The sequence below is a fragment of the Robertmurraya sp. FSL W8-0741 genome (genome assembly GCF_038004005.1).
Classification (GTDB): Bacteria; Bacillota; Bacilli; order Bacillales; family Cytobacillaceae; genus Robertmurraya; species Robertmurraya siralis.
Map to the genome: position 1 here is coordinate 3,070,568 of NZ_JBBOQG010000001.1, position 14,471 is coordinate 3,085,038.

The window sequence follows — 14,471 nt, forward strand, 5'->3', positions numbered from 1 at the left end:
TAAATCAAGCAACAAGTTTGTTAGGCGTTAGGCGGCTGACGCTTGACCATCCATCATGTGAAAAATTAAACATTTTTGTAACAAGGACAAGCGTCCTCTTCCTTATATGGCCTTCTCTGTAAAAATTTGCATTATAAAAAGGCTTAAACTATTGGGGCTTAAAGCCACTCAATATTAGTAATTGTTCTCTCAATTTCTGGGAAAGAATCGATAAACTTAAGCGCGTTTTGCAGTTCCATTTCAGACGAAACTTGAGAAGAGGTTACAACAACGATGGCAATTTTTGTTCGCTGCCACACATCCTGAAAATCAACTTCCGATACTGAGACGTTAAATCTCTGCTTCAGTCTGACAAGGACTCGCTGTAAGACTGCTCTCTTCTCTTTCAGTGAATGAGCATCATAAATGATACACTCACAAACTGCAAGACCCACTATCATTAACGTTCCACTTCCTCCATAATATATGCTTCAATGACGTCTCCTTCTTTAACATCATTAAAGTTTTTAATCGTAATTCCACATTCATACCCTTGAGCAACTTCTTTCACATCATCTTTGAATCTTCTTAAAGCATCAATTTCTCCTTCGAAAATTACGATGCCATCACGAATGAGGCGAACGCCACTGTTGCGGGTGATTTTTCCATCCGTAACATAAGAACCTGCAATTGTTCCAACTTTGGATACCTTGAAGGTTTGACGAACTTCAGCCTGCCCAATAATTTTTTCTTCAAACTCAGGATCAAGCATCCCTTTCATCGCCGCTTCAATTTCTTCGATCGCTTTATAAATGATTCGATGAAGACGAATATCGACTTCCTCTGATTCAGCGGCACGCTTCGCATTGTTATCAGGACGGACGTTAAATCCGATAACAATTGCATTTGATGCAGCGGCGAGTGTAATGTCAGACTCATTAATGGCACCAACGCCAGTATGAATTATTTTGACATTAACCCCTTCGACATCTAGCTTTTGGAAAGCTGCTGCTACCGCTTCAACAGAGCCTTGTACGTCTGCTTTGACAATGATATTAAGTTCTTTCATCTCACCTTGCTTTAAATGATCAAAAAGATTGTCTAAGCTTATGCGTGTTTTTTCGCTTCTTTGCGCTTGTAGTGCTTGAGTCGCGCGGGCTTCACCAACTTGACGTGCTGTCTTTTCATCTTCGAAAACGACAAAACGGTCTCCTGCCTGAGGAACATCATTCAAGCCTGTAATTTCTACAGGTGTTGACGGACCTGCTTCTTTTACGCGACGGCCAAGATCGTTGACCATTGCACGAACACGCCCAAATGTATTTCCAACTACAATTGGATCGCCCACCCTTAATGTTCCGTTTTGAACGAGCAACGTTGCAACTGAGCCTCGGCCTTTATCTAATTGAGCTTCGATCACAGTGCCAATCGCCTTTCTGACAGGGTTTGCTTTATATTCCTCCACTTCACTGACGAGCAAAATCATTTCTAACAGAGAATCAATTCCTTCTCCAGTTAGGGCAGAAAGCGGTACAAAGATCGTATCTCCTCCCCATGCTTCAGGGATTAATCCATGCTCAGTTAATTCCTGCATAACACGATCCGGGTTGGCTGCCTCTTTATCAATTTTGTTGACAGCCACAATAATTGGCACTTCTGCGGCTTTCGCGTGATTAATTGCCTCAATTGTCTGTGGCATAACACCGTCATCTGCAGCCACAACTAGTACAGTAATGTCAGTGATTTTGGCACCACGGGCCCGCATTGTTGTAAAAGCAGCGTGACCTGGAGTATCTAAGAAAGTGATCTTTTTCCCGTTCTCTTCCACTTGGTATGCGCCAATATGCTGAGTAATTCCCCCAGCTTCACCAGCTGTCACTTTTGTATGACGAATCGAATCAAGCAGTGTCGTTTTCCCGTGGTCAACGTGTCCCATAATCGTCACGACAGAAGGTCTTTCCACTAGCTCCGCATCATCGTCCTCAGTGAAATACACCTCTAAATCTGTAACATCAACTTTAACTTCTTCCTCTACCTCAACGCCGTACTCAGAAGCAATCAATTCAATTGCATCTTTATCTAGGTCCTGATTTATCGTCGCCATTACACCAAGTAAGAACAATTTCTTAATGATTTCAGAAGGCTCGCGATGTAATTTCTTCGCCAATTCAGCAACCGTTAATGATTCGCTAAAAGTAATTTTTGCTGGAAGTTCTTTTTCTTTCCTTTTTGGAGGCTGAGATTGAACTTGAGGCTGATTCTTTCCTTTGTTTTTCTGATTTTTATTTTTGTTTTTTTGATTTCCTTGATTATTATGGTTACTCTTAAAACCTTTATTATCTTTTGATTGCACTTCACCTGAACCTTTTTTGCCGTCACGTGTTTTCGGTGTTGCGCCGCTTTGCGCTTTAGCTGGACCAGCATTCCGTTCCCCAACTGTACTGGTTTTCTCCTGCGTTTTTACTGGCTGAGGCTGTTTTTCCTCTTTATTGTAAAGACGATCAAGCTTCTGGATTGTATCCCCTTCAATTGTTGTCATATGATTTGAAACCTCTATATTCATTTCTTTTAGTTTAGTGATCACGTCTTTACTTGAAACATTATGTTTTTTTGCGTATTCGTAAACTCGTATTTTACTCATATTTTCACCCCCGCAAATATTAATCGAGCACTTGTTTCAGCTTATTGGCAAACCCTGCATCTAAAACAGCCACAACTACGCGGGCTTCCTTTCCAATTGATTGGCCGAGTAAATTGCGGTTCTCCACCAACTTATATGGAATTGAAAAGGAGTTGCATTTATCCGTCACTTTTTTCGCGGTATTGGCGGATGCATCCGCAGAGAGCAATACAAGCTTTGCCCTGCCACTTCTTATTTCTTTTACAACAAGCTCTTCGCCTGAAATGATTTTCCGCGCTCGATTGGCTAGGCCTAACAATGACATCCATTGATTTGGTTTCATTAGGATTGTCGTTTCTCCTTCTCTACTAACTCAAGTAGTTCATCATAAATAGAATCGTCTATTTCGACCTCTAAATGATTTTTCAATGTGTTTTTCTTTTTGGCTAAAAGAATGGCTTCCTTGTCTTTTGAAAGGTAAGCTCCGCGACCATTTTTCTTTCCTGTTAAATCGATGGAAACTTCACCTTCTTTTGAGCGGACGACGCGAACAAGTTCTTTTTTCGGCCTCATTTCACCAGTCGCCACACATTTCCGCAAAGGAACTTTTTTCCTGTTCATCCATCTCTCACCTCTTTTTACTCACGTGAATCCTCTAAGTTTAAGCTTAAATCATTATCATAATCCTGCTCATCTTCATCATCAAAGCTGAGAATTCCTTCTTCACGTGGGAATATTCCAGCTTCTCTTGCATCAGTTTCCGATTTAATGTCGATTTTCCAGCCTGTCAGTTTAGCAGCAAGGCGAGCATTTTGACCTCTTTTTCCAATCGCTAGTGAAAGCTGATAATCTGGTACGACAACTGTAGTTGCCTTCTCTTCTTCGTTAACGATCACGTCAAGTACCTTTGAAGGACTTAAAGCATTGGCAACAAATACAACTGGGTCATTTGACCATTTTACAATATCGATTTTTTCCCCTTTAAGCTCGTTTACAACAGCTTGAACTCGTGCCCCCTTAGGTCCTACACAAGAACCAACAGGATCGACCTCAGGGTTTTCAGAGTGGACAGAAATTTTTGAACGATCTCCTGCTTCTCTTGAAACCGATTTAATCTCCACCGTTCCATCATAAATTTCCGGAACTTCTATTTCAAAAAGACGCTTCAATAAGCCAGGATGAGTTCTCGAAACGTAAATTTGAGGACCTTTAGTCGTCTTTTCTACTTTTGTAATAAACACTTTAATGCGGTCATGTGGTCGATATCTTTCATTAGGCATTTGTTCATTAGCTGGCAGGATCGCTTCGATCTTTCCTAAGCTTACATAGATAAATTTAGAGTCCACACGCTGTACAATTCCTGTCATGATATCTTCTTCACGATCAATGAATTCTGAATAAATAATGCCTCGTTCTGCTTCTCTTACTCTTTGAGTAACAACCTGCTTCGCCGTTTGTGCAGCAATTCTGCCAAAATCCTTTGGTGTTACTTCGAGTTCGACAACATCTTCAATTTGGTAGTTTGGATTGATTCTGCGTGCATCCTCGAGTGAAATTTCAAGACGGGGATCAAAAACTTCTTCCACGACATCTTTTCTTGCAAAAACTCTCATCGTACCGGCACCTAAATTTAAATCAATGCGAACATTTTGAGCTTGATTAAAGTTTCTCCGATAGGCAGATACTAACGCTGCTTCAATCGCTTCAATAATTACCTCTCTTGAAATTCCTTTTTCTTTTTCCAGCAAGTCAAGAGCATCTAGCAATTCACTGCTCATTTGATTTTATCCCCCTTTGATCTCTATCAAATTAATTAATTTCTTCACAAATTTACTTAAGAAAAAGTTACGGCTAACCGAGCGTTTGCAATTTTGTCCATTGGGATGTGAACGATTTTCTTTCCTGTTTTAATCGTCAGCTCTATCGTTAACTGATCAGTTGAGTAGTCAGTTAACTTTCCTTCAAAGCTTTTCTCACCATCAATCGGTTCGTATGTTTTCACAAAAACGTTATGCCCAACTGCTCGTTCATAATCCTTTTCCTTTTTGAGAGGTCGCTCAGCACCTGGAGATGATACCTCCAAGAAATAGTTGTAAGGAATCGGATCAATTTCGTCTAGCTTTTCGCTTAATTTCTCGCTTACTAGTCCGCACTCCTCAATGTCAACACCGCCTGTTTTATCAATGTAAACACGAAGGAACCAATTTTTTCCTTCTTTAACATATTCAATATCCACCAATTCAAGATTAAGTTCATCCACGATGGGACCAGCAATCTCTTCGACAATTTCAATTACCTTACTCATATTTTCCCTCCTAACTTTAACTGTTCTGACTAGAATCAACTTCAGTTCTACGGGACATGAAATTGACTCAGGCTGTTAAAAACACAAAAAGGAAGTAATGTTAAAATTCCTTGCTCAGACAGCTCGCAAACGCTCGCTTTCTTCGCTGCTTCTCCTTATCCGGCACTTATTCCCTTCGCTCCTTGCAACGCTCCGCGATGAATAAACAAACGTTTTAAAAGGAGCTTAAAGGGTAACTGCTATCTATCACTCTTGACTTTGTCTACACTCTGACTTGCTGTTATGTAGAAAAACATTAAGATAAATCCAGTTCTTTTAATCCCGTTCACTTTGCAAATGGTTATTTTATTGAATATGCTAGCCGATCATCCATTTTTCAAGGGCCAATCTCAGGCAATCGAAAAAGAAGCTTTCCCAAACAAACAAGAAAGAGCGGGGGAGCCCCACTCTTGTAAACGAGAGTTATCGATAGTATTTCCAATAAAACTATACCATAACCAATATTTTTATGCAAACAATAGTGTTCTTTCCACTTGACAAATTCCAATCTAGTTTCAAGGAGTTTTGTCCATTTTTAAAGTTGCCAAACGAGTTTCGTTTATTTCGTACGGAATTTTCGTTATCTCAGCTGCGCTTTACAGCAGCCCCTAACAACTTCTAGAATAATGATAACTGATTTTGCTCTGGCATATCAGCAAGACAACCATGATTATCTAAATATTCCATGATTGTCTTAGAAACTTTACCGCGCTGTTGCAGATCTTCTTTTGACAAAAATTCCCCATCTTCACGAGCTTTTACAATATTAATAGCGGCATTTGTTCCAAGTCCTGGAATCGAATTAAATGGCGGGATTAAAGAGTTTCCATCAATAATAAATTCCGATGCACTTGAACGATATAAATCTACCTTTTTAAAAGTAAATCCTCTCTCATTCATTTCCAATGCCAGTTCAAGGACAGTGAGCAGGTTTTTCTCCTTCGTTGAAGCTTCTAATCCCTTTGCATTGATTTCTTCAATCTTTGCACGAATCGCTTGAGAACCTTTGACCATTGCTTCAATATCAAAATCCTCTGCTCTTACAGTGAAATAGGCTGCATAATAATATAATGGATAATGGACTTTAAAGTAAGCAATCCGGACTGCCATTAACACATAGGCTGCGGCATGGGCTTTTGGGAACATATATTTTATCTTCTTACAAGAATCAATATACCACTCCGGAACCTCATTCCTGCGCATTTCTTCTTCCATTTCATCTGTTAAACCTTTTCCCTTACGAACAGACTCCATGATTTTAAAAGCAAAGGATGGTTCCAGCCCTTGATAAATAAGATAAACCATAATGTCATCACGACAACCGATAACTTCACTAAGTGTACAAATATTATTTTGAATCAATTCCTGAGCATTCCCTAGCCAAACATCCGTTCCGTGGGATAACCCAGAGATTTGCACAAGTTCGGAAAAAGTAGTTGGTTTCGTATCCTCCAACATTTGCCGGACAAAGCGAGTACCGAACTCAGGTATCCCCAGCGTTCCTGTTTTACACATAATTTGTTCTTCCGTAACGCCAAGCGCCTCCGGTCCACTAAAAATTTTCATCACTTCTTTATCATCTGTGGGAATCGTCTTTGGATCAATCCCGCTTAAATCTTGGAGCATCCGAATAACTGTCGGATCATCGTGTCCTAATATATCAAGCTTTAAGACGTTGTCATGAATAGAGTGGAAGTCAAAATGGGTTGTCTTCCATTCAGAATTCCGATCATCAGCAGGAAACTGAATCGGCGTGAAATCGTAAATATCCATGTAATCCGGGACAACAATGATACCACCTGGATGCTGACCAGTAGTCCGTTTAACTCCTGTACAACCAGTTGCTAATCGCTCAATTTCAGCGCCGCGAAGTTGAAGATTATTATCCTGTTGATACGCCTTCACATATCCAAACGCCGTCTTATCAGCAACCGTACCAATTGTTCCCGCACGGTAAACGTAATCCTCACCAAACAGGACTTTCGTATAATTATGAGCCTGCGGCTGATATTCACCTGAGAAGTTCAAATCGATATCAGGTACCTTGTCCCCTTTAAAGCCAAGAAATGTTTCAAACGGGATATCGTGGCCATCTTTGACGTATTTCTCTCCGCAATTTGGACATTCTTTATCAGGCAAGTCAAAACCAGAACCAACTGAACCGTCATTAAAAAATTCCGAATGCTTACAGCTTGGACAGACGTAGTGTGGTGGCAATGGGTTTACTTCTGTAATTTCTGTCATCGTCGCCACTAGCGATGAGCCTACCGAACCACGGGAACCCACTAAATAGCCGTCATCTAAAGATTTCTTTACAAGCTTATGGGAGATTAAGTAAATAACCGCAAATCCGTGACCAATGATACTCTTCAACTCTTTTTCTAAACGCGCCTCCACAATTTCTGGAAGATTCTCCCCGTAGATGTCTTTTGCACGACGATAGCTCATGGAACGGATCTCTTCGTCCGCACCTTCAATTTTCGGTGTATAGAGGTCATCTTTTATTGGTTTTACAACATCAATCATATCAGCAATTTTATTCGAATTGGTGACGACGATTTCTTTCGCCTTTTCTTTCCCTAAAAATGAGAAAGCATCCAACATTTCATTCGTTGTTCTGAAGTGTACGTCTGGAAGCTGATGCCTATTTAAAGGATTAGCTCCCCCCTGTGAATTCACAAGGATTTTACGATAGATCTTATCGTTTGGATTTAAGTAGTGAACATTTCCCGTAGCAACAACAGGAATCTCTAGCTTCTCCCCAAGCATTACAAGCTTTTTAATAATATCCTCTAGCTTATTTTCATCTTGAACTAGCTCTAATTCAAGCAAATGAGCATAGACTTCTTTTGGATGCACTTCAATATAGTCGTAGAAACGGGCAGTTTCTTCCACTTCTTCAGCCGCCTTTTGCATCATCCCTTCGAACACTTCACCTTTATCACAGCCGGAACCTACTAAAATTCCCTCCCGATACTTTTGCAGTACCGACCTAGGAATTCGCGGAACACGATAGAAATATTCAATATGAGCAATTGAGATCAACTTGAAAAGATTTTTCAAGCCAACATCATTTTGAGCTAATAAAGTACAGTGAAAAGGACGAGCCCTTTGATACGCATTTCCTTTCCCCATATTGTCATTAAGCTGATCATGATACGTAATTCCCTTTTCAAGAGCTTCTTTAAGCATAATGAGCAGTAAATATCCAGTTGCTTCTGCATCATAGATGGCGCGGTGGTGTTGGGTAAGTTCCACATTAAACTTTTTTGCCAATGTGTTTAACCGATGGTTCTTCATTTCTGGGTACAGAAAGCGGGCTAATTCTAATGTATCAATAACAGGATTTGTCGCCTTCTCCAACCCGCTTTTTTTGTAGCCGACATTAAGGAAGCCCATATCGAAGGAAGCGTTGTGGGCAACTAGGACAGCATCATCAACCCATTTATGGAAATCTCTTAATACTTCTTCAACCTCAGGAGCATCCTTCACCATCTCATCTGTAATTCCCGTTAAGTCAATTGTTGTTGCAGATAATGGATGGTGAGGATTGGCGAAGGCTTCAAAACGATCGACAATTTCTCCGTCTTTAATCTTAACTGCAGCCAATTCAATAATCGTATCATATACCGCAGATAAACCGGTCGTCTCTACGTCAAACACCACATAAGTGTCTTCAGAAAGGAGGCGATGAGCATCATTATAGGCTATTGGAACACCATCATCAACGAGGTTCGCTTCAACCCCGTATAAGATTTTTATATCATTTTTTTTCCCTGCACTGAACGCTTCTGGGAAAGATTGAGCAACCGCATGATCGGTAACGGCTATTGCTTTATGGCCCCATTTTTTCGCCTGAGCGATCAAACTGCCAACTGAACTCACTGCATCCATTTGACTCATCGGTGTATGTAGATGGAGCTCTACTCTTTTTTCCCCTTCTCGAGCAGTGTCCTGTCTTTCCACTGGTTTTATTTCATTAATATCATTTCCGATCATAACTAAATCACGGACGAATGTATCGTTTTGAATGCTTCCCCGAACCTTTACCCACATTCCTTTTTGCACTCGTTCAAATAAGGCGGCATCTTCCTTATCTCGGGAAAACATCTTTACCATTATTGAACTGGTGTAATCGGTAACCTTAAACGTCAACAATGTCCTGCCACTGCGAAGTTCTCTTGTCTCCGCAGCAAAAATATAGCCTTCAATCGCAATACGGCGTTCTTCATCAACGATATCAATTAACTTGCGAAAATCGGCGTCATCTTTAATGGTTAAGCCGATTGTTAATGGACCGGAAGGAACTTCAACACCAGCTTCTTTTTCCGCTTCCTGTTTTTCCATTTCCATTAGAGCTTGCATTCCTCGCTCTTGATCTTCCTTTTTCTTCGCTTCTAAAAATTGTTCATATTGCTCGTTCGAAGATTGCTCATTGATCTCTGTTTCTATAACAAATACAGGAAAGCCCAGTTGCCGATAAGCTTCCTGAATCATCTCGCTATATTTTTTCTTAATGGTTAAGCCTTCCATATCATTATTTACTTTTATGAGCAATTTGTTTCCAACTACATGCGGTATTTGTTCGTTAAGCAATTTCAACAATGGGGGAGCAATTCCCTCGAGCTGGAGTACACAAGAATTCCAGTATTCGACGATTAACTGCTCTGTTGCTTCATCATTTTTAACCTTAATGGAATGATATACAGTAGCGATATGGGAGAATGCTTTCTCTAATTGAGAAGTAAATTTTTGATAAACATTATATGGTAAAATATTTTCAAATATAAAATGAAAATGCCATTTTCTTGCCTGCCTTTCAACAATCACTTTATCAATCTCGGCTTGTTCAAAATGGGTGACCATTTGATCATCCGTTAATTGCAATTGTTGGAGCAAGTGTTGGAATGCTTCTCTTTTATCAGACGCTCCACTCATCACTCTCTCCCCTTCCACGATAATCTATCAAAAATTTATTATAACATATATGATCAAAGATGAATCGAAAAACACCTAAAGGATGCAAAGGTGAAATCTATATAAAAATAAGTGACTCCCGCAAGAATGCACCCTTCCTGCGCACCCTGAAATTTTTAGGTTTTCGTTGCTTGCCTTAACTTAAATCGACTCATGGACTCAAGATTCGAAATCGATATTTTGTTAAATAGTTTTGTTAAACAATATTCCTGCTAAAAATCAATACAGACTATATCGAAACCGAGCAATAAAAAACTGGTATCAAAAGATCACTGTTGGTGGTGACCTTTTGATACCAGCTTCTTTAATTATATGACTTTACAGGAAAAATCTTTGAATATCGTTCCACGTTACCACGAGCATAAGAAGCATTAATAATGCAAAACCGATAAAGTGAACCATTCCTTCTTTTTGTCGGTCAACCGGTTTTCCTCTTAAACCTTCTACAGCAAAGAACATCAATCTCCCACCGTCTAATGCCGGAATCGGAAGAAGATTCATAATTCCTAAATTAATGCTAAGTACTCCTGCCCACTTCATTAAATAAAGGACACCGGATTTAGCCACCGTATCAGTTGAAACATAGATCCCAACAGGACCAGATAAAGCATCAATTGAAAATTGACCTGTTATCAGCTTACCGAGCATGGAAAAGATCTCCTTTGTCCAAATATAAACCTCTTTTGCCCCGTATGTGATCGATTTTAGTGGCGATTTCTCCATTGGACTATAGACGCCAATAATTCCAATCGTTTTCCCATCTTCTACTTCTTGTGCTTTTGGAGTAACGGGAATGGTCAGATCTTGCCCATCTCTTTCCAGGAAGAATTCCAATTCCTTTTCGGGATTCTTCTGGATAACTTCCACCACATCTTCCCATGTGGATATTTCAGCCCCATCGACTGTATGGATAATATCGCCTTCCTTAAGACCTGCTTCTAAAGCAGCTCCATCAGGAGTTAATTTGCCAAGCATCGGTTCGTGTGTTGGCATTCCTTGAATTAAAGCGATGATCACAAAGACGACAAAGGCTAACACGAAGTTCATCAATGGACCTGCAAAAATAGCCATCGTTCTTTGACCGAGTGTTTTTGAAGCAAATTGACGATCATAAGGTGCAATTAAAGTTTCTTTTCCATTTTCAACAAAATTTGCTTTTCTGCTGACTCGAAAGGTTTGCAGACGATCATCATCGCCCTCTTCATAACCTTTTATCATTAACTCATGTTCAACATCAGCATGCTCAACCTCAATCACGCGAATATCAGGGTATTTTTCCTTATTATTAAGTACAATTTTAGATACTTCATCATTTTTATCAAACAACAGACCAACACGGTATCCAGGCTTGATCTCGACCATTTCAGGATCTTCACCGGCCATGCGTACATAGCCACCAATCGGGAGAAGGCGAATCGTATAAACCGTGTCATTCTTTGTAAATGAAAGGAGCTTCGGTCCCATCCCTATCGCAAATTCACGACAGAGAATTCCCGCCCTTTTTGCAAAGATTAAATGTCCTAATTCATGAAAAAATACTAACGCCCCGAAAATAATAATAAAGGCTATAACTGTACTCAAAATATAACCACCTTTTATTTAGGCTACGTTAAATACGCTTTTTGTCTCATTTTATAGGGAACTTAGCGTTTCCCCAGTTTCATTGTCTTGAATTGATTAAAGAGAAGCTACCTTGTTCATCCCCCACCAATCACCGCAATGAGCCAAAATGATAAATGTCATATAACATCGCCTTTATTTTAGAAGTGAGTAAACGAATGCTCTAGTTTCCTGATCAACTTCTTGAATAAGGGAAAGATCTGGATCTTTAATGGAGTCATGTGCAGTTAGCGACTTTTCAATTAGTTCCTCGATCTGCAGAAACGTAATTTTACCGTTGAGAAACGCTTCGACAGCTGCTTCATTGGCAGCATTTAACACCGTTGGCAAAGTCCCACCTGCCTTGCCTGCATCAAAAGCAAATTGCAAGCATTTAAATCGATTAAAATCCATATGGTTAAAATGCAAACAGCCAATTTCAGCTAAATTCAACCTATTCGCCGTACTTAAAGGCAGTCTATCGGGATAGGTTAGCGCATATTGGATCGGAACTCTCATGTCTGGTGTTCCTAGCTGTGCAATCACGCTACTGTCATGAAATTCAACCATGGAATGGATAATACTCTCTTTATGGAGCAACACATCAATTTTTTCATATGGAATGTCGAAGAGCCAATGTGCTTCAATTACTTCTAAGCCCTTGTTCATCATCGTTGCCGAATCAATCGTAATCTTTGCACCCATGGACCAGTTCGGATGATTCAATGCCTCTGAAACAGTGACATTTTGTAATTCATCCCTGCTTTTATCCCTAAAGCTTCCTCCTGAAGCAGTTAAGATTAGCTTTTCAATATTTTTCTCTTTCTCACCCTGTAACGCTTGAAAAATTGCTGAATGCTCACTGTCTACAGGCAGGATAGGGACGTCAAACTCCCTTGCTGCGTTCATCACAAGATGCCCTGCCGTCACTAACGTCTCTTTATTTGCAATACAAATCGTTTTTCCAGCTCGAATCGCTTCCAGTGTTGGATATAATCCTACACTACCGATAACAGCATTGACAAGAATAGTTGACTTAACATATACAGCAGCTTCTATTAAACCATCGTTGCCAAAAGTAAATTTCACATTCGGAAACTCTAGCTTTAAATTATCCATATCTTCCTTGTCGGCAACAGACACTAATTCCGGTTTAAATTCAGCAATGATTTTCCTAGCAAGTGTAATATTACGGCCAACAGTCATTGCAGCTAATTGAAATTCATTTGCATGTTCTTTAATTATATTCAGCGTTTGCGTTCCGATCGAACCAGTTGCCCCTAATAAACTAATATATTTCAACGATTTCACTCCTGATCATAAAAGCACTTACCATGAGCCTTCCATCTAAATTAAATGGAAGAAATACAGCAGTGGCCACACAAATAATAAGCTATCAAAGCGATCTAGTATCCCTCCATGACCTGGTAGTAATCTCCCAGAGTCTTTGACATGATAATGCCTTTTTAAAGCAGATTCAACTAAATCACCCACCTGTCCAAATATGGAAAGAAAAATGGTAATGATTCCTAATTCCAAAAAAGAGGCGTCTATATCTGAAAAAAGGACAAACAGTACAGATACAATTACCGCACAGAAGATTCCGCCAAAGAAACCTTCCACTGTTTTATTAGGGCTAATTTCCGGCCATAGCTTTCTCTTTCCAACTGCGCGGCCTATAAAGTACGCTCCTGAATCTGTTGCCCAAATAATAAAGAGGGAGTAAAAAATGTAAATTAATCCACCAGCTTCCCTTATTTCGATAAAATATAAAAAACCCATGCCGATGTAAATGATCGACATAATTGAGAAAGCAACATCGTCAAAGGTAAATTTGTTTTTCGTAGCCACTGTATAGGTTAAAAATAGCAGAATGGCTAACAACGCAACCTCTACCTTTGAATATTTGAGGACGATTAGAATCTCCTGTAATTGATTCGGTAATAAAAAAATCCACAGTACAATTAGCGATATCAAGCCCGGTACTGAAAATAGCTTTAATTTCCGCATCTTTAATAATTCATAAAGAGCGATAGACGCTAATAAATAGGCGAGCAAAATCAGGGGAACTCCGCCTATTATAACAATCGGTAGAAAAATTGCTGCTGCGATAATTGCTGTAATAATTCTTTGCTTCATCTAATATATTCAACACCTTTATTATACTCCACCAAAACGCCGTTGCCGATTTTGGTATGCTTCTACAGCCTCAATGAAATGCTGCTCATTAAAATCAGGCCATAGCACATCAGTAAACCAAAATTCCGTATAAGCAAGCTGCCATAACATGAAGTTGCTTAAACGAATTTCTCCACTTGTTCTGATCAAAAGATCCGGATCACTTAGTTTGTTTGTCATTAAATAAGAGGAAAAAGCCTCTTCATCGATCATATCTTCCTTTATTATACCACTTTTATAATCTTCTAAGACACGCTTTACAGCGTCCACAATCTCACTTCTACTTCCGTAATTAAGGGCAAAATTTAAGACAAGACCATCATTATCCCTCGTTTTGTCCATTGCATGCTCGATAGCTCCAATCGTATGTGAGGGTAAGCTTTCTTTATAACCAATCATTTCGACACGGACGTTTTCTTCAACAAGCTCTGGTAAAAAGGTTCCAAGAAATTCTTCAGGCAGTTTCATTAAATAATCTACTTCCATTTTGGGACGTTTCCAATTCTCAGTTGAAAAGGCATATAAAGTAAGCGTTTTTACTCCTAGTTCATTCGCCAGCTTCGTGATCTTTTGGACACCTTTCATCCCTTCATGATGTCCTGCAACTCGTGGGAGAGCCCTTTTCCTTGCCCATCTACCATTTCCATCCATAATAATCGCCACATGTTCTGGAATAGGTTGCTTTTTTAAAAATTCTATTTGTTCCCGGAGAATGGGAGAGTTTTTGCTATTTTTCCATGACTTTAATTTATCTAACATGATTCCGCTCCTCCA

Annotated in this window: 11 protein-coding genes; all 11 read right to left on the reverse strand. The window is 39.6% G+C overall.

All coding sequences use genetic code 11. The annotated features are described in order from the left end of the window. Positions 1-158: 158 nt before the first annotated feature. Positions 159-440: a DUF503 domain-containing protein gene (locus NST02_RS14875; RefSeq protein WP_095308145.1), complete on the reverse strand. Its 282-nt coding sequence runs from the start codon at positions 438-440 to the stop codon at positions 159-161. Then, positions 440-2,620, reverse strand: coding sequence for a translation initiation factor IF-2 (infB, locus tag NST02_RS14880; RefSeq protein ID WP_340949225.1), 2,181 nt, complete (start codon positions 2,618-2,620; stop codon positions 440-442). The genes NST02_RS14875 and infB overlap by 1 nt, the downstream gene beginning before the upstream one ends. A gap of 19 nt (positions 2,621-2,639) precedes the next feature. Then, entirely contained in the window at positions 2,640-2,942 is a 303-nt protein-coding gene (locus NST02_RS14885; RefSeq protein ID WP_095308139.1) for a YlxQ family RNA-binding protein, read from the reverse strand. Next, complete coding sequence (gene rnpM / locus NST02_RS14890; protein WP_095308136.1) at positions 2,942-3,220, reverse strand: RNase P modulator RnpM; 279 nt, start codon at positions 3,218-3,220, stop codon at positions 2,942-2,944. The genes NST02_RS14885 and rnpM overlap by 1 nt, the downstream gene beginning before the upstream one ends. Before the next feature lie 17 nt (positions 3,221-3,237). After that, positions 3,238-4,377, reverse strand: a complete 1,140-nt coding sequence (gene nusA / locus NST02_RS14895) for a transcription termination factor NusA (protein WP_095308134.1) — start codon at positions 4,375-4,377, stop codon at positions 3,238-3,240. Positions 4,378-4,433: 56 nt separating this feature from the next. Continuing rightward, complete coding sequence (gene rimP / locus NST02_RS14900) at positions 4,434-4,904, reverse strand: ribosome maturation factor RimP (RefSeq protein ID WP_095308132.1); 471 nt, start codon at positions 4,902-4,904, stop codon at positions 4,434-4,436. Between the two features lie 657 nt (positions 4,905-5,561). Then, positions 5,562-9,881 carry a PolC-type DNA polymerase III gene (locus tag NST02_RS14905; protein WP_212933453.1) on the reverse strand — a complete coding sequence of 1,440 codons (4,320 nt, stop codon included), beginning with the start codon at positions 9,879-9,881 and terminating at the stop codon, positions 5,562-5,564. 357 nt (positions 9,882-10,238) lie between these two features. After that, positions 10,239-11,501 carry an RIP metalloprotease RseP gene (gene rseP / locus NST02_RS14910; RefSeq protein WP_095308128.1) on the reverse strand — a complete coding sequence of 421 codons (1,263 nt, stop codon included), beginning with the start codon at positions 11,499-11,501 and terminating at the stop codon, positions 10,239-10,241. Positions 11,502-11,675: 174 nt separating this feature from the next. Continuing rightward, complete coding sequence (locus NST02_RS14915) at positions 11,676-12,821, reverse strand: 1-deoxy-D-xylulose-5-phosphate reductoisomerase (protein WP_340949226.1); 1,146 nt, start codon at positions 12,819-12,821, stop codon at positions 11,676-11,678. A 45-nt stretch (positions 12,822-12,866) separates the two neighbouring features. Next, on the reverse strand, positions 12,867-13,658 hold the full coding sequence (locus NST02_RS14920; protein WP_095308124.1) for a phosphatidate cytidylyltransferase: 792 nt from the start codon (positions 13,656-13,658) through the stop codon (positions 12,867-12,869). A 21-nt stretch (positions 13,659-13,679) separates the two neighbouring features. Further along, positions 13,680-14,456 carry an isoprenyl transferase gene (locus NST02_RS14925; RefSeq protein ID WP_340949227.1) on the reverse strand — a complete coding sequence of 259 codons (777 nt, stop codon included), beginning with the start codon at positions 14,454-14,456 and terminating at the stop codon, positions 13,680-13,682. Between the last annotated feature and the right edge of the window lie 15 nt (positions 14,457-14,471).